The 16,596-nt window shown below is 52.4% G+C and carries 17 protein-coding genes; 4 read left to right on the top strand and 13 right to left on the bottom strand.

The window, feature by feature from the left end; all coding sequences use genetic code 11:
- Positions 1-10: 10 nt before the first annotated feature.
- Together arsD and arsR are read right to left on the bottom strand one after the other, a co-directional pair.
- The gene (gene arsD, locus JKP81_RS08240; protein WP_200551345.1) at positions 11-373 is read right to left on the bottom strand and encodes an arsenite efflux transporter metallochaperone ArsD; all 363 of its coding nucleotides are present in this window, start codon (positions 371-373) and stop codon (positions 11-13) included.
- Positions 374-420: 47 nt separating this feature from the next.
- Positions 421-771 carry an As(III)-sensing metalloregulatory transcriptional repressor ArsR gene (arsR, locus tag JKP81_RS08235; protein ID WP_047370763.1) on the bottom strand — a complete coding sequence of 117 codons (351 nt, stop codon included), beginning with the start codon at positions 769-771 and terminating at the stop codon, positions 421-423.
- Between the two features lie 1,330 nt (positions 772-2,101).
- Here arsR and JKP81_RS08230 point away from each other — a divergent pair.
- From JKP81_RS08230 to JKP81_RS08220, 3 genes are all read left to right on the top strand, one after another.
- The gene (locus tag JKP81_RS08230) at positions 2,102-2,275 is read left to right on the top strand and encodes a GnsA/GnsB family addiction module toxin (RefSeq protein WP_041852351.1); all 174 of its coding nucleotides are present in this window, start codon (positions 2,102-2,104) and stop codon (positions 2,273-2,275) included.
- Between the two features lie 458 nt (positions 2,276-2,733).
- Positions 2,734-2,982, top strand: a complete 249-nt coding sequence (locus JKP81_RS08225) for a type II toxin-antitoxin system Phd/YefM family antitoxin (protein WP_200551344.1) — start codon at positions 2,734-2,736, stop codon at positions 2,980-2,982.
- The gene (locus tag JKP81_RS08220) at positions 2,972-3,256 is read left to right on the top strand and encodes a type II toxin-antitoxin system RelE/ParE family toxin (RefSeq protein ID WP_004187019.1); all 285 of its coding nucleotides are present in this window, start codon (positions 2,972-2,974) and stop codon (positions 3,254-3,256) included. The genes JKP81_RS08225 and JKP81_RS08220 overlap by 11 nt, the downstream gene beginning before the upstream one ends.
- Positions 3,257-3,271: 15 nt before the next feature.
- Here the strand turns inward: JKP81_RS08220 and JKP81_RS08215 are convergent, their stop codons facing one another.
- From JKP81_RS08215 to livK, 6 genes are all read right to left on the bottom strand, one after another.
- A complete protein-coding gene (locus tag JKP81_RS08215; RefSeq protein WP_200551343.1) occupies positions 3,272-4,615 on the bottom strand; it encodes an ISNCY family transposase in 1,344 nt (447 codons plus the stop codon).
- A 340-nt stretch (positions 4,616-4,955) separates the two neighbouring features.
- The gene (gene livF / locus JKP81_RS08210; protein ID WP_200551342.1) at positions 4,956-5,669 is read right to left on the bottom strand and encodes a high-affinity branched-chain amino acid ABC transporter ATP-binding protein LivF; all 714 of its coding nucleotides are present in this window, start codon (positions 5,667-5,669) and stop codon (positions 4,956-4,958) included.
- Position 5,670: 1 nt separating this feature from the next.
- A complete protein-coding gene (livG, locus tag JKP81_RS08205) occupies positions 5,671-6,438 on the bottom strand; it encodes a high-affinity branched-chain amino acid ABC transporter ATP-binding protein LivG (RefSeq protein WP_200551341.1) in 768 nt (255 codons plus the stop codon).
- Positions 6,435-7,712 carry a high-affinity branched-chain amino acid ABC transporter permease LivM gene (locus JKP81_RS08200; protein ID WP_200551340.1) on the bottom strand — a complete coding sequence of 426 codons (1,278 nt, stop codon included), beginning with the start codon at positions 7,710-7,712 and terminating at the stop codon, positions 6,435-6,437. Before JKP81_RS08200 ends, livG begins: the two co-directional genes overlap by 4 nt.
- On the bottom strand, positions 7,709-8,635 hold the full coding sequence (gene livH / locus JKP81_RS08195; RefSeq protein WP_017459570.1) for a high-affinity branched-chain amino acid ABC transporter permease LivH: 927 nt from the start codon (positions 8,633-8,635) through the stop codon (positions 7,709-7,711). Before livH ends, JKP81_RS08200 begins: the two co-directional genes overlap by 4 nt.
- Before the next feature lie 54 nt (positions 8,636-8,689).
- Positions 8,690-9,799 carry a high-affinity branched-chain amino acid ABC transporter substrate-binding protein LivK gene (livK, locus tag JKP81_RS08190; RefSeq protein ID WP_175274128.1) on the bottom strand — a complete coding sequence of 370 codons (1,110 nt, stop codon included), beginning with the start codon at positions 9,797-9,799 and terminating at the stop codon, positions 8,690-8,692.
- Positions 9,800-10,286: 487 nt separating this feature from the next.
- On the opposite strand from livK, the gene panM reads away from it, so the two are divergent.
- Entirely contained in the window at positions 10,287-10,670 is a 384-nt protein-coding gene (panM, locus tag JKP81_RS08185; protein WP_200551339.1) for an aspartate 1-decarboxylase autocleavage activator PanM, read from the top strand.
- A gap of 235 nt (positions 10,671-10,905) precedes the next feature.
- Here panM and JKP81_RS08180 read toward each other — a convergent pair whose 3' ends face one another.
- The 5 genes from JKP81_RS08180 to ftsE form a co-directional block, all read right to left on the bottom strand.
- A complete protein-coding gene (locus JKP81_RS08180; protein ID WP_200551338.1) occupies positions 10,906-12,009 on the bottom strand; it encodes a branched-chain amino acid ABC transporter substrate-binding protein in 1,104 nt (367 codons plus the stop codon).
- Positions 12,010-12,250: 241 nt separating this feature from the next.
- A complete protein-coding gene (locus JKP81_RS08175; protein WP_200551337.1) occupies positions 12,251-13,516 on the bottom strand; it encodes a 4-aminobutyrate--2-oxoglutarate transaminase in 1,266 nt (421 codons plus the stop codon).
- Positions 13,517-13,752: 236 nt separating this feature from the next.
- Positions 13,753-14,610: an RNA polymerase sigma factor RpoH gene (gene rpoH / locus JKP81_RS08170; protein WP_017459575.1), complete on the bottom strand. Its 858-nt coding sequence runs from the start codon at positions 14,608-14,610 to the stop codon at positions 13,753-13,755.
- 266 nt (positions 14,611-14,876) lie between these two features.
- Positions 14,877-15,935 (bottom strand): permease-like cell division protein FtsX, encoded by a 1,059-nt coding sequence (gene ftsX, locus JKP81_RS08165; protein WP_200551336.1) that lies wholly within the window; start codon positions 15,933-15,935, stop codon positions 14,877-14,879.
- Positions 15,928-16,596 (bottom strand): cell division ATP-binding protein FtsE, encoded by a 669-nt coding sequence (ftsE, locus tag JKP81_RS08160; protein WP_017459577.1) that lies wholly within the window; start codon positions 16,594-16,596, stop codon positions 15,928-15,930. Before ftsE ends, ftsX begins: the two co-directional genes overlap by 8 nt.

Genomic DNA, 16,596 nt, shown 5'->3' with positions numbered 1-16,596 from the left:
CCTGACATATTCAGCAACAGGAAGTATTACCACCACAGCATCTGGTGGTAGCCAACCCTACCTTCACCAGCGGAATACCGAACCAGCGAGCCAGCTCAGCGCGTTTTGGGTATCGCCCTGCCATCACCGTTTCGCCGTCCAGCAGCAGTAGCGGAAGCCCTTCTGCTCCGGATGCTTCGAGGAATGCTTTCGCTTTCTCGTTCTGAACAAAGCTCATGGGCTGCTGCGCCAGGTTGTAACGTTCAACCTGTACGCCGCGACCTTTCAGCCACTGCACGTCAGCAGAGAAATCAACCAGAACCTGATCGACATCTGAGCCACATACGCCGGTACTGCAGCACATTGCCGGGTCAAATACCGTTAACGTTTTCATTCTGAATACCTCACATTTGAAAAATCATATATGTTCAGGCAAATTTTTTAGATACAAACAGCCTTACCGCTACCAGAGCAGTTTGCCGATGCCAGTTTACGGGCGATGGCCTGTATCTCATACTGCTGGCTTAACCAGGCCTGCTCAATCACCCGGGCGGCCCAGGAAGGAATATGCGGAGACAGGCGATAGTGAACCCATTTTCCCTGCTTGCGATCCAGCAATAGACCACTTTCCCGGAGCATTGCCAGGTGACGGGAGATCTTGGGTTGTGACTGTTCCAGCGCCGTGCAAAGATCGCATACGCAAAGCTCGCCCATTTCACTGAGCAGCAGGACGATACTCAAACGAGTTTCATCGGACAGGTTTTTGAAAAGCTGCAGGGCAGTCAGAGACATTATTCCTCCTTCTCATTTAGGCACATGGTACTCTCCGGAGTAATAAAATCAATAACACATACGGTAATTCAAATACGTTAATGTTTCGGTTATAGAAAATATGACCCGGTTTTCGTGGAGATAGCCGACCAGGAAAAAGACCTTGTACGAACCCGTGAGCCTAAAAGCTAACCAACGATACTCACCCCGTGAATTTTAACGTGGGAACAAAAAGTATCTTCTACGTCTGCTCCTCACTCGCAGCGGACATTCAGCTCAGTTAACTTGTCCGCTTCGTGCCAACAGCAGACATTGATAACATTGAGATATGTTAATTTATGGGGAGCAGGTCACACGACTTGCAGTGGTTAAAACTGCCGAAACAGTTTAATCGCAGATGGAAATCAAAAGTTGCAGCATAACTACCATCATCTTGCCCTTTACCATGTGAAAACATTAAAACTCTGTAGACTCAATTCACCGCCGCCTTGCCTACACAAGAAAGGCAGCGGTTATTGGTCGATCAGAAAACATGAATCGCCCGGGTGGCTCCTGCGAATCACTATTCTGACTTCAAGCTGATACTTATCAAAGGCCACTTATTGTGGCCTTTTCTCAACATTAGGGATGCCTATGAAAAATGTTCTGGTGTTCTTCAATCGGCAGCCAGTGGTGGTTGTCAGGGTTGTAGATGGCACTACCACAATACTCCGTGAATACCCGAATGGTGAGGAAACTAACCTTAAGATTATGTATGCGGGAGTTCATTCGCTTACTGGCGATCATACTGAGTTTTGTGTAGCCTCAGACAGAGAGGTTACATCACATGAAATCGTCGAAGCTGCAAACAAACTTTTGAAATAGCTTGAGTTTGTTAATTTCTGAAAGTAAAAAAATGCCTTCTAAGCGAAGGCAATATTGAGGTACAGCATCGGTTCTTATTTTCAGTTCCCTCAGCTCCCGCTGAAGGTATGGACTCATCCATAAGTCATTCCCTGGGTCGGGGTGCGCATCCTTCAGGAGCCTCTCCAAGTGTGGTCTACAAACCATTTACAACAAGCGTAAGCGGAAGAATAAATTCAAAAAAGTTTTATTAACGGGGCAGAGGAAAGACTATTACGGCATTACATCAGGCATTCACTGTGTGTCTGTGATAATGCCAGGAAAAATATGGCAAGTGTCGGCTGCGGCCCGACACCAGATGTCCTGCGAACGAGGCGACCGGCATCGGCGGTTTGGGCATTGCAACCCACTCCCGATTTACCGGTGGCGTGAGGGATGATTCCTGTGCGCCCTCATGGAAGATAACCTATGATTTATAAAAGGTTGGGTATGAAAAAGGAGTACATATATGAAACCTGAAGAACTGGAGCGTAAAGCTGAGCAAGAAATTTCTGCTCTTATTACTAAAAAAATCGCTGAGCTACGGAAAAAAACAGGCAAAGAAGTTTCCGAGATCGAGTTTATACCGAGTGAGACCATGTCCGGTCTTGAGGGGTATAAAGTAAAAATAAAGCTTATGTAAAATAAATAGGTCGCTTAGGCGGCCTTTTTTATTGCTCCCAATTGACCTGCTTCCCGTTTATTAACGCGCGTTATCAGCTGTGGGATAAATTACGAACTTCCGCTGTTCGCTCACAGCGGACATGACTTCAGAAGATTTACCATAACGCGTCATTTCGCGCACCGCCAAAACGCGCTCAGGGCGTTTCTGACGGCAGAACGGTAAAACTGGTAACAAACCACCCGAAAAACCGCCAGAAACGCAGGAGATGAATTTTACCTCACTGCATATAAACGCACAAAAGTGCTTAGGCCCTGATTTCAATACATTCGCCTCCCCTCTTTCTTGTTTCTGCAACTTTTCTCAGTAAGTCATATCACGCTATCCAGCCTTATTACCGGATAAACCCCAACAAAAAGCACCTTTAAAGGTGCATTTAAATGATCTAAAATTAACACTCAAACTGAGGAGGTAACATTATGGCATTTCAGGTTCTGACCACTACGGCAGCCAGCATTACTGAACTTAAACGTGACCCTATGGGTACTTTCCACGCCGGGGAGGGCGCTCCGGTAGCCATTCTGAATCGTAATGAGCCTGCATTCTACTGCGTGCCACCGGCACTGTATGCCCAGTTGATGGAACTTCTGGAAGATGAAGAGCTGGGACGGATAGCTGATGAGCGAAGCGGAGAAAAGGTTATAGAGGTCAATATTGATGACCTATAAGCTGGCTTTCAACGAATCCGCTCTGAAAGAATGGAAGAAGCTGGGTCATACACTGCAGGTGCAATTCAAAAAGAAGCTCAAAGAGCGCCTGGAGAACCCCAGAGTTCCGGCATCACAGCTACATGGACGTAAGGACCAGTATAAAATTAAGCTACGTGGTGCCGGATACCGGCTTGTCTATCGTGTAGAGGACGACATTGTTACCGTCACTGTTATCGGTGTAGGCAAACGCGAAAACGACGACATTTATAATGCAACCCTTAATCGCAATTGACTAATGCTGTAAGCACTATTTGGGAGTCGTATCCGGGTCTACTTTCTTTCTGGGTAACGTTGGCGGCTTCACATCATCTTTGCTCTGCGTTCGCCGTGTCATCCAGGGATGGTCAGCAGCAGGTTTGACGTAATATTTTGAGCGCAAATTATACCTCGCATTATCCACACGCTCATGTACGCTCTTTTCATCATCAAGAGGTATTGGTTCAGGCCCATCGACATATATTTCGTAGCCCAACGGCCGACTTTCATGAAGCACCGTTATTTCACCGTTAAAGTTCTCGCAAACCGTGACAATCGCGTGCCTGAGACGGTATCCCTGCCCTTCTGAACGGATCTGATATGCGCTCGTTTTATACTGAAAGGTCAGATTCTTGGAAAGCACCCGACGGGACTGATAACAGAGTATGTAGTTAAGTTCTTCCGGAGAATGAAGAATCTCCCTGTGAGCGTTACCATTTTCACGAGGGACTGAAGCGAAGCGAGAGTTATAATCCTTCATAAACTCAGATAACCACAGGTTAGCTGATTCGATATCACTGATATTGCGAAGGCGTAATTCTTTAACCAGTCTGTCCTGTAACGTCTGATTAGCACGCTCGACCCGGCCCTTAGCCTGAGGAGTATTAGCGTGAATCGGCTCGATCCCAAGAGTTTTAATTGCACGGGTAAATTGTGTTAGCTCGCCTTCACGTTCCGGGTTATTCACACGGAAAATACTGTGTCTGTCAGAATACAGGGCAAGGGGACGCCCATATTTGTCGAGATAATCACGTAACGTTTCCATGTAAGCACGTGTCGTTTCTGCAGGAGCGAAGCGGAGCGCCATAAGCGCACTGGTGGCGTCATCAATAAAGACAATTAATGTGCAGCGAGGCCCACGATCTTCAAACCAGTCATGCGGAGAACCGTCAATCTGAATAAGTTCGCCATAGCATGGGCGCCGTTGCCGACGCTGATAAATGCGGGCAATTTTTCGGCGTCGCTCACGCCATAAACCTTCTTCAACCATCCATTTGCGCAAAGTTTCGGCCGACAAAGCCAGTCCATGGATCTCCCGTAATTTCTCACAGGCAAAAGTGGGGCCGAAATCCGGATATTTATCTCTGACAAGTGAGATGACGAGAGTCCGAAATTCCGACGTAAAAGCATTATTGGGACGTTGTCCTCGGCGGCGAGAAACCAGTCCCTGAGGACCTTCGATCCGGTAGCGCTGAACGAGACGTTTTACCTGCCGGATTGATATGCCTATACGGTCCGCAGCCTGTTCCTGGGTGATCTGTCGGCTGACTGAATCCCGAATTATCTGAAGACGGTCAAGTTCTTTAAGGCTCATGCTAATGATCTCTTTTGACATGAAATATCCTGGCTGAGAAGCTACGGGGACATTTCAGAATGGGTCAAAAGGGACATTATTGCATAGCATTAACAATAGCCTGCGGCTCCTTGCCTTTCGGCGGGTAAGAGGCTACTCTACATGTGTCGAGCATATAGACAGGCCTCGTTGGTTAATTGAAAAATGACCTTCGGGGCTTTCTTCTTTCTGCCGCACAACTTTTTACCGTCATGAGGCAAAAAGCCTCAAGCGCCACCCGCATCATATCCCATCAAACCGTCTGGTCGCATCGCAGGAAAACGTTTTTAAGACAAAAAACCGGTTCTTGCGAGACCGGTTTAAATGCTATTACATCAACAAGTTACCCGCCCAGGTAAGCGCTGCGCACCGCTTCGTTCGCCAGTAACGCGTCGCCAGTATCTTCCAGCACTACATGGCCGTTTTCCAGCACGTAGCCGCGATCGGCGAGCTTCAGCGCCTGGTTGGCGTTCTGCTCCACCAGGAAGATGGTCATTCCTTCTTTGCGCAGTTGCTCAATGGTGTCGAAGATTTGCTGAATAATGATCGGCGCAAGACCCAGCGAAGGTTCATCCAGCAGTAACAAACGCGGCTGGCTCATCAGCGCGCGGCCAATCGCCAGCATCTGCTGCTCGCCGCCGGACATGGTGCCAGCGCGCTGGATGCGGCGCTCGTGCAGGCGCGGAAACAGTTCATAAACCCTTTGAATACGCGTCTGATACTGCTCGCGATCGGCGAAAAAACCGCCCATCGCCAGATTCTCTTCCACGGTCATCCGCGAAAAGACGCGGCGGCCTTCCGGCACAATTGCCACGGCTTCGCGCATGATTTTCGCGGTCTGCCAGTCGGTAATGTCTTTGCCATCAAACACAATGCGCCCGCTGCTGGCGCGCGGATCGCCGCACAGCGTGCCGAGCAACGTGGTTTTCCCCGCGCCGTTGGCACCAATCAGCGTCACGATTTCGCCCTGGTTAATATGCAGGCTGACATCATGCAGCGCCTGGATTTTGCCGTAGTGAGCGCTAACTTTGTCAAAAGATAACATCGCCTTTTCCATCTTATGCCTCACCAAGGTATGCGCGGATCACGTCCGGGTTGTTACGAATCTCTTCCGGCGTCCCGTTCGCCAGCGGCGTGCCCTGGTTCACGACATAAATCCGGTCGGAAATCCCCATCACCAGCTTCATATCATGCTCGATCAGCAGGATGGTGGTGTTGTGATGGTTACGCAGTTCGACAATCAGCTCATCCAGCTCTTTGGTCTCTTTTGGGTTCAGACCGGCCGCCGGTTCATCGAGCATCAGGATTTCCGGCTGCGTCACCATGCAGCGCACAATCTCCAGACGGCGCTGATCACCATAAGCGAGGTTGCTGGCCTGGCGGTTAGCGTGCGCTAACAAACCAATGCGATCCAGCCAGGTTGCGGCGCGATCCAGCGCTTCACTCTGCGCGCGGCGAAACGCCGGTGTTTTCAGCAAGCCGGAGAAAACCCCGGTTTTAAGCTGCTGATGCTGTCCTACCAGCAAATTTTCAATCACCGTCATTTCGCGAAACAGACGCACATGCTGGAAAGTCCGTACCACGCCCATACGGGCGATTTGCTGGCCCGGCAGCCCTTCCAGGTGCTGATCGCGCAGCATAATGGTGCCGCCCGTCGGTTTATAGAAACCGGTCAGGCAGTTAAACACGGTGGTTTTGCCCGCGCCGTTCGGGCCAATCAGCGAAACGATCTCCTGCGGGTGCAGCTCTAACGACACATTGTTGACAGCCAGCAGACCGCCAAAGCGCATCATCAAACCGTTTACGGATAACAGTGGCTGACTCATGCCTGCTCTCCTTTCGCTTGCCCGTTTTTCAATTTCAACTGCGGACGGGTCATCGGCAACAAGCCTTGCGGACGCCAGATCATCATCAGTACCATCAAACCACCCAGCATCAACATGCTGTATTCATTAAAGTCACGCATCAACTCGCGGGAAACCACCAGCAGGATAGCCGCGAGGATCACAGCGAACTGCGACCCCATACCGCCCAGCACCACAATCGCCAGCACAAATGCGGACTCGGCGAAAGTGAACGATTCCGGGCTGACAAAGCCCTGGCGCGCGGCAAACAGCGTACCGGCAAAACCGGCGAACGCGGCGCTGATGGTAAAGGCCGTCAGCTTAATGCGTGTCGGGTTCAGGCCGAGCGAGCGGCAGGCGATTTCATCTTCACGCAGCGCTTCCCACGCACGCCCCAGCGGCATGCGCAGCAGACGGTTAATCACAAACAGCGTCAGCACCACAAGCAGCAGCGCAACCAGGTAGAGGAACACCACGCGGTCACTGGGGTCGTAAGGCACGTTAAAGAAGTTGCTGAAGGTATCCCAACCCCCTTCACGGGCGGTACGGCTGAACTCCAGTCCGAACAGGGTCGGTTTGGGGATCTGGCTGATACCGTTCGGGCCTCCGGTGATTTCGGTGTTGTTCAACAGCAGAATGCGGACGATTTCGCCGAAGCCCAGTGTCACAATCGCCAGATAATCACCGCGCAGACGCAGCACCGGGAAGCCCAGCAGGAAACCCGCGGCAGCGGAAACCAGCCCCGCCAGCGGCAGGCACGTCCAGAAACCGAGACCGTAATAGTGGTTGAGCAGTGCGAAGGTATATGCACCGATGGCATAGAAACCGCCGTAACCCAGCACCAGCAAACCGGAAAGCCCGACCACCACGTTCAGCCCGAGGCCGAGAATGATATAGATCATCGTCATGGTGGCGATATCCACCGTGCCGCGTGAAACGACAAATGGCCACGCTACCGCAATCACCAGCAGCGCCAACAGGAACAGTTTCTGTTTGAGCGTAGAACCATCAATCGCCGGCAGCACGAATTTCGGCCCGGAAACGCCCTTCAGGCTTTTCTGGAATACAGGCCGCAGCAACTGGAAGAAAAACACCACCGCTGTGCCGATGAAGATCCACTGCCAGCGAATATCCGCCGCAGTATCAACCACCAGTTTGGTGCCGTTCAGCTCCAGTTGAACGCCCATAAAGACGCTCGCCAGCACGAAAAACATCGCCGCCGACAGGAGCGCCAGCGCAAAATGCATCGGTTTCATACTTTTTCAACCTCCGGGCGACCGAGGATGCCGGTCGGCATCACCAGCAACACCACAATCAACAGCGCGAACGACACCACATCTTTGTATTCGGTGCTCAGATACGCCGAAGAGAGAGATTCTGCGACACCCAGAATCAGGCCGCCGATCATCGCGCCCGGAATGCTACCAATACCGCCCAGCACTGCGGCAGTAAACGCTTTCATCCCGGCCATAAAACCGATATACGGGTTGATAACGCCATAGAACTGGCCAAGCAGTACGCCCGCAACCGCCGCCATCGCTGCGCCAATCACAAAGGTCAACGCGATAACGCGGTCAGTGTTGATACCCAACAGGCTTGCCATTTTCAGGTCTTCCGCACAGGCACGGCAGGCGCGCCCCATGCGGGAATAGCGGATAAACAGCGTCAGCGCCAGCATAGCCACAAACGTCACAATCCAGATAACCAGCTGCATGGTGGTGATGCTTGCCGAGAAGTGTTCACTGCTGCCGACAACCCACTGGCCGTTAAACAGGCTTGGCAGCGCCACATCGCGGGAACCTTCGGTCAGGCTGACATAGTTTTGCAGGAAGATAGACATACCGATGGCGGAAATCAGCGCAATCAGACGCTTGGAGCTGCGCACCGGGCGATACGCCACCCGTTCGATACTCCAGCCGTAAGCGCTGGCAATGATAATGGCGCCGACGAAACCGGCCGCGACCAGCAGCCAACTGGAGTCGATGCCCATCATCATTAGCGCGGCAATGATCATAAAGGAGACATAACTGCCGATCATGTAGACCTCGCCGTGGGCGAAGTTGATCATGCCGATAATGCCGTAAACCATGGTGTAACCAATGGCGATCAATGCATAGGTGCTTCCCAGCGTGACGCCGTTAAACATCTGCTGCAAGAAATAGAGAAACTGCTCGGACATAACGTAACCTTCTAAAATCTCCCGAAACATTGCGCCCCGGGAGAGGGATGACAGTTATTTCGCCACGGACGACGAACCATCGGCGTGCCATTGGAAGACACCGAATTCAAATCCTTTCAGATCGCCTTTTTCATCCCAGTTCAGCGGCCCAATCACGGTTTTAGCCCCGTTGGCTTTTAAATCTTTAATCAGCGCCAGCGGCTCACTGCTGCCGGTGCGCTCCAGCGCGGTGGCCAGCGATTGCACGGCGGCGTAGGTGATCCACACATACGGACCGCTCGGATCTTTCTTCTCGGCTTTCAACGCATCGACAATACTCTGGTTCGCCGGATCCTGGTCATAACGCTTCGGCATCGTCACCAGCATGCCTTCTGCCGCAGTCCCCGCAATATTCGACAGCGAGGCGTTGCCCACGCCTTCCGGCCCCATAAATTGGGTTTTCAGACCGCTGGCGCGCGCCTGGCGCAGGATTTGTCCCATCTCCGGGTAGTAACCACCGTAGTAGACAAAGTCGATATTTTCTTTTTGCAGACGCGCCACCAGCGCAGAAAAATCCTTCTCACCGGCGGTGATACCGTCGAAGAACACCACATTCGCGCCGCCTGCTTTCAGCCCTTCCTGCACGGAGCGTGCAAGGCCTTCGCCGTACTGCTGCTTATCGTGAATAATGGCAATACGCTGCGGTTTTACGGTGTTCAGGATGTACTTCGCGGCGGTTGGCCCCTGCGAGGAGTCCAGCCCGGCGGTACGCATAATGTGTTGATAGCCGCGCTGCGTCAGTTCCGGGTTGGTCGCGCCGGGCGTGATCATCAGGATACCTTCGTCTTCGTAGATGTCCGATGCGGGCTGTGTTGATGATGAGCAAAGATGGCCAATTACATATTTCACACCGTCATTGACGATTTTGTTCGCCACGGCAACGGCTTGTTTTGGGTCACAGGCGTCGTCATATTCCACGGCGACCAGTTTGTCGCCCTTGATCCCGCCCTTAGCGTTAATATCGTGGATAGCCTGGCGCGCACCGTTGAACTCCATATCGCCCCACTGGGCAACCGGACCGGACATCGCACCGACAACCGCTACCTTAATATCCTTCGCCATGGCCGCGTGAGACATCGCAAGTGCTACTATCCCCGCGATTAATGTCTTCGCGTTCCTTTTCATTGTTGTAAATCCCCATTCGTGATGTCGTGTTTACACTTCCTGCCTCAGGCAGCCGGAACGTTGGCTTGCTGTTGCCTGAATTATTCGTGTAATAATTTTGTTTTATTATGGTTAAAAAGCATTCTGTACTTTTAATGCACAACGCTATTTTTACCAGTGCCTTTAATGGTTTAGCGCAGTTTTTTAGCAAAAACCAGACTAAATCCTCTATTTTTCAGGCTATTAAGCAGAGATAATATTCTGTATTTCTTCCGAGATAAACAAAAAAAGCCCCGACCCCAGCATAAAATAACGGCATATAAAGCGGAATAAAACGCTACCACTTAGGTTAAAATCCTGCCTGTTTTTCTATCTCCAATGTTTAACACTACGCCAACCGCTGCGGTAAAATTATTCACCTGTCGAATGAAAAATAAAAAACGATCAAACCCTGCCTTGCGAAATTGATTACACTCACACTATGTTTTGCGTTTTGGACAAGCTGTACATGAAATTGACTATCGTCCGGCTGGTGACCTTCACCGAACAGGATCATATTGATTTAGCGAAAGTCTGGCCGGAATACTCCTCTGCATCGCTTGACGTGGATGACACTCACCGCATCTACGCGGCGCGTTTTAATGACCGTTTGTTAGCAGCCGTTCGCGTGACACTACTCGGCGTCGAAGGGGCGCTGGATTCCCTGCGCGTGCGCGATATCACTCGTCGTCGCGGCGTGGGGCAATATCTGGTGGAAGAAGTGATGCGTGATAACCCGTCGATCACCAGTTGGTGGATAGCCGATATCGGCGTCGAAGACCGGGCCGTAATGGCTGCCTTCACCCAGAGACTGGGATTTACCGCGCAGGAAAACGGCTGGGAAAAACGGTAAAGCCCGCGCTGTGGATGTGCCTGGTGGCGTGACGCTTACCAGACCCGTCGTCAAAAAAAGAAAAAAAGCCGGGTTTCTCCCGGCTTTTTCAATTACTTCTGACCTGGACTTTCGCATCGCAGGAAGGCGGTAAGTTCGCTCATCCCCGGGAGGTTACTGAAGTAAGTGACCGACCGGGGTGAGCGAATGCAGCTAACGCCTCTGCGCCGCGAAAGGCGGCGGTCATCTTAGAAAATCACTTTGCGTCAGTCGCTGTACCGTTCGCATGCCAGGTAAACACACCAAACTCAAAGCCTTTCAGATCGCCTTTCTCATCCCAGGACAGCGGCCCCATTACGGTATCCACTGAATGGCCTTTCAGCCAGGTTGCGATAGCCGCCGGATCGGCAGACTGACCCAGGCCCGCAGCCAGAGATTGCAGCGCGGCATAAGTCGTCCAGACAAACGCGCCGCTTGGATCCTGTTTCTTCGCTTTGATCGCATCCACAATCGGTTTGTTCGCAGGAACTTGATCATAGTTTTTCGGTTTGGTGACCAGCATACCTTCTGCCGATTCACCGGCGATGTTAGACAGGGAAACGTTCGCTACGCCTTCCGGACCCATAAACTGGGTTTTCAGACCCGCAGCACGAGACTGACGCAGGATCTGCCCCATTTCCGGGTGGTAACCGCCGTAGTAAACAAAATCGATGTTCTCTTTTTTCAGGCGCGCAACCAGCGTAGAGAAGTCTTTCTCACCGGCAGTGATACCGTCAAAGAACACCACGTTCGCGCCGCCTTTTTTCAGCCCGTCCTGCACTGCACGCGCCAGGCCTTCACCGTACTGCTGTTTGTCATGGATAACGGCGATGCGCTGCGGCTTCACTTTATCCAGAATATATTTCGCTGCGGTCGGGCCCTGGTCGGAATCCAGACCGGTGGTGCGCAGTGTCAGTTTGTAACCACGCGCGGTCAGCTCAGGCGCTGTCGCCGCAGGCGTGATCATCAGAATGCCTTCGTCTTCGTAGATATCAGACGCCGGCTGGGTAGAAGAGGAGCAGAGGTGGCCGATAACGTATTTAATGCCGTCGTTGACCACTTTGTTGGCGACCGCCACCGCTTGTTTCGGGTCACAGGCATCGTCATATTTTACCGCAACCAGTTTGTCGCCTTTAATCCCGCCTTTGGCATTAATATCGGCGATAGCCTGTTCCGCACCGGTAAATTCCTGGTCACCGTACTGCGCAACCGGACCGGACATCGCCCCGACAACGGCAACTTTGATATCTTTGGCGAATGCCACGTTGCTCATTGCTAACGCAATACATCCTGCCAGTAACGCTTTGCCCTTCATTTTCATCCTGAGTTTCCCCATTGTTATGGTTATTGCATTTGTTGTGATGTTGTTGTGTGGCACATTATTTCGCTTATTGTCATAAGCAAAGAATATGATAGTAGTTTTTAACCGTTCCGCCCGTGCCTGAGCAGCATACTCTGCTAAAACATACCCCATTTTTCGGAATATGGAATAACAATTTTGAAGGTTGTACGACAGACTGATAACAGAAAATGAGAAAGCCGCCCATCAGGCGGCTGAATAATTAATGCGTCAGCGACTGGGAGAGAATATCCAGCGCCTTGCGGAACTGAACTTCCGGAATGGTTAACGGGTAGAGGAAGCGAATAACATTGCCATAAACCCCGCAGCTCAGCAGCAACAGCCCGTCCCCCAGCGCTTTCTCCTGCACCTGTTTAGTGAATTCAGCCGATGGCGCACCGGTTTGCGGATCGTAAAATTCCACCGCCACCATAGAGCCCTGCGCACGAATATCAGCGATATAAGGGCACTGCGCTTTTGCACGGTTCAGCACTTCCACCAGATGCTGACCCAGATGGTTCGCCCGTTCGCACAGATTTTCTTCTTCAATCACATCCAGCACCGCATGCGCCGCCGCGATAGCGAGCGGATTGCCTGCATAAGTGCCGCCCAAACCACCCGGCGCAGGCGCATCCATCACCTCCGCACGTCCGGCCACCGCCGAAAGCGGCAAACCACCGGCCAGGCTTTTCGCCATGGTGATTAAATCCGGTTTCACATCGTAATACTCGCTGGCAAAAAGCTTGCCGGTACGGGCAAAACCGCTCTGCACTTCGTCAACGATCAGCAAAATACCGTGGCTATCGCACAACGTGCGCAGCGCCTGCATAAAATCGTTCGGTGCAATGTTAAAACCGCCCTCTCCCTGCACGGTCTCCAGCAGAATGGCCGCTACCTGATCCGGCGCGATGTCCGCTTTAAAAATACGCTCAAGGCTTTTCAACGCCTCTTCACTGCTTACACCGTGCAGCGCATTGGGATACTGGGCGTGATAAATCGAACCGGGGAATGGGCCGAATCCAATTTTATACGGCGCAACTTTGCCGGTGAGCGCCATGGTCATAAAGGTGCGACCGTGGAAACCGCCGCCAAAGGTAATAATTCCGGGGCGTTTGGTATAGGCACGGGCAATCTTAACGGCGTTTTCCACCGTTTCTGCGCCAGTCGAGAAAAACGCCGTTTTCGCCGGACCAGCAATCGGCACGCGTTCGTTAATACGTTCCGCCAGCGAGACATAGCTTTCGTAAGGAACAATCTGGTAAGCGGTGTGCGTAAATGCCTGCAGCTGTTTTTCCACCGCCGCCATCACTTTTGGATGCCGATGTCCGGTATTAAGCACCGCGATCCCGGCGGCAAAGTCGATCACTTCGTTCCCTTCCACATCCCACAGCGTCGCGTTTTCCGCTTTTTCGGCGTAAAAACCGCACATGACTCCAATACCACGCGGCGTCGCCTGTAAACGGCGCTGATTCAATTCGTTGTTCTTCACCTTGATTGCCCCCTGTCTGTGTATGCCCGCTTACCAAGTATATAGCGCCTTTGATAAAGCGATGTTTTACTCAGTCTCGCGCAAGCGCAGGGACACCGACAGGACAGCTTTACTGCCGCGTTGTGACAGAAGACGAATGAACGCGTGATGATGTGAAGATATTGACGGCGGGATAATTTAGATAATAAAAAGCCGGGTGAGGCTTGCGCCGACCCGGCTTATTCACTGCAATACGCTTACGCTTCGATAGCGGCGCGCAGTTTTTTCATTGCGTTTTTTTCAAGCTGACGCACACGCTCAGCGGACACGCCGTAGCGATCGGCCAGTTCCTGCAATGTGGTCTTGTTATCTTCGTCCAGCCAACGGGCGCGGATGATCTGCTGGCTGCGTTCGTCGAGACCCTGCATCGCATCGGTCAGCTTGTTGGCCGCCTGCTCTTCCCAGTTATCATCTTCAATGCCGTCGGCAAAGTTAGAGGATTTATCCTGCAGATAGAGCACTGGTGCCATCGGCTGGCTGTCGTGCGCATCGTCATCGGAAGACATATCAAACGTCATGTCCTGCGCCGCCATACGCGACTCCATTTCACGCACGTCTTTGCTGGTCACGCCGAGTTCACGGGCGACCATTTCCACTTCGTCCTGGTTAAACCAGCCAAGACGTTGTTTAGCTTTGCGCAGGTTAAAGAACAACTTACGCTGAGCTTTGGTGGTCGCGACTTTCACGATACGCCAGTTGCGCAGCACATACTCGTGGATCTCAGCTTTGATCCAGTGCACGGCGAAAGAGACCAGGCGCACACCCACTTCCGGGTTGAAGCGGCGAACGGCTTTCATCAGCCCGATGTTACCTTCCTGGATGAGATCCGCCTGCGGCAGACCATAGCCCGAGTAGTTACGAGCAATATGAACAACAAAGCGCAGGTGAGACAGAATCAGCTTTTTCGCTGCTTCCAGATCGCCCTGGTAATGCAGCTTTTCAGCCAGTGCCCGCTCTTCATCAGCCGTCAACATCGGCCATGCGTTCGCAGCCCGGACGTAAGATTCCAGGTTACCAACAGGGGCTAAAGCTAAAGTTTGCATTTCTTTGGTCATTCAAATCCTCTCAATTCACTTATCAGCTGGCGGCGGTCTGTCCCCATCAGGCAACAAACATGCCAGCGCTTTTGAGCAACGAGAATAGCATTCACATTTTTATCAGACAGTGATTTTATCCACAAGTTCCTTGTAGGTCTGTGAATAAATTACGCACAAAATGTGACATCAAGATGATAAACCGGAGCAAGGAACCTCAGAAGGGTATTACGCTTCCCTGCTACGGGAATACTTCACGTGCAGGGAAGGAGTATACCAGAGATTCTTTAGTCCGGAGTAAAGTGACGTAAATGTTGAACCGTCGCCAGCCAGGCGGCAATCCAGCCAATCATCGAACACACCAGCAACAGCAGCAAGCACTCGTCAAATGACAGCCCGCTCAGCTCAAACTGCGTGCCGAACACCTTCGCCACTTCCGTCACCGCCGACGACAAGCGCATCACCAGAATTTCCGACAGGATCAGCGATAAAAACGCCCCGGAGAAACCAAGCAACGCGCCGCCGTAGAGGAACGGGCGCAGGATAAAACCGTCCGTCGCACCAATCAGCTTCTGCACGTTGATGGTATCGCGGCGGGCGAAAATACTCAGCCGCACGCTATTGCCGATCACCAGGAACACAGCCGCAACCATCAGCACACCAATCATGGCCGCCACACGCCCGACCAGGCCAGTCAGCGACGCCAGCCGCGCAAACCAGCTATCATCCATGCGCACTTCATCAATACCCTGAATGCGGGAAATGCGGTCACGTAAAGTATTCAGCGAATCGGTACTCTGGAAATCGAGTTTCGGTACCACTACCGCCACGGCAGGCAGCGGGTTCTCTTCGAGCATATCCAGCGCGCCGCCAAACCCGGACCAGTTACGGAACTCGCCCAGTGCATCTTCACGCGACAGGTAGTTCACCTTTTCCACGCCCTGTTCGGACTGAAGCTGGCCCACTACCTGCTGCGCCGCGTTGTCATCCAGTGCTTTATCGAAATAGACGGTGATCTGCGGTGACGGATAGTACTGCGACGCCGCCTGATTAACGTTTTTGTAGACCATGTAACAGACGCTGGGCAGCGTCAGGGAGATGGCAATGACCATCACCGTCAGGAGCGTCGCCAGTGGTTTGCTTTTCAGATCCTGCAACGCACCGTGCCAGGCGTAGCGTACCTGCTCGTTAAAAACGTTACTCTTACGCGAAGGCGCTTTAACTGGCGCTTTGCCGCGACGCGGCGCATTGCGGTTGCCCTCGCTGGAGGATGCAGACGATTTGCGAAAACGGTCTAATTTGCTGCCAAACTGCCGAATGTGGTTTAGTGCATCGCGCTTATTCACCCGCCAGGCCTCCATGCAAATGACCGTCGCTCAGGCTCAGCATGCGGTACGAACGACGGGAAATCAGCCCGATATCATGCGTTGCCATCAGCACCGTTACCCCTACGCGGTTAAATTCTTCAAACAGACGTAAAATCCCTTCAGAAAGCGCTTCATCCAGGTTACCGGTCGGTTCATCCGCCAGCAGCACGGCCGGTTTGTTTACCACCGCGCGGGCAATCCCCACGCGCTGTTGTTCACCACCGGAGAGCTGGATCGGGAAGCTTTTCGCTTTGTCGAGCAGCCCGACTTTATCCAGCGCCGCCGAAACGCGACGGCGAATATCATCACCGCTGGCACCCGCGATAATCAGCGGGATCGCCACGTTATCGAACACGGTTCTGTCCATCAGCAGGTGGTGATCCTGGAAAATCATCCCGATTTGACGACGCAAAAACGGCACTTCCCGGTTTTTCAAACGGGTAATATCGTGGCCGCCGAAGAGGATTTTCCCGGCGCTTGGCCGCTCAATCCCACAAATCAGCTTCAGCAGGGTACTTTTCCCCGCACCGGAATGCCCGGTCAGAAAGGCCATCTCGCCCTGCTGCAGGTGAAATGTCACCCCCTGCAGCGCTTGTCTCCCACCGAGATAGGCTTTGCTGACGTGTTCAAAGCGAATCAT

Source organism: Kosakonia sp. LAM2021 (assembly GCF_016620385.1).
GTDB lineage: Bacteria > Pseudomonadota > Gammaproteobacteria > Enterobacterales > Enterobacteriaceae > Kosakonia > Kosakonia sacchari.
This window is presented reverse-complemented; position numbering and strand designations above follow the sequence as displayed.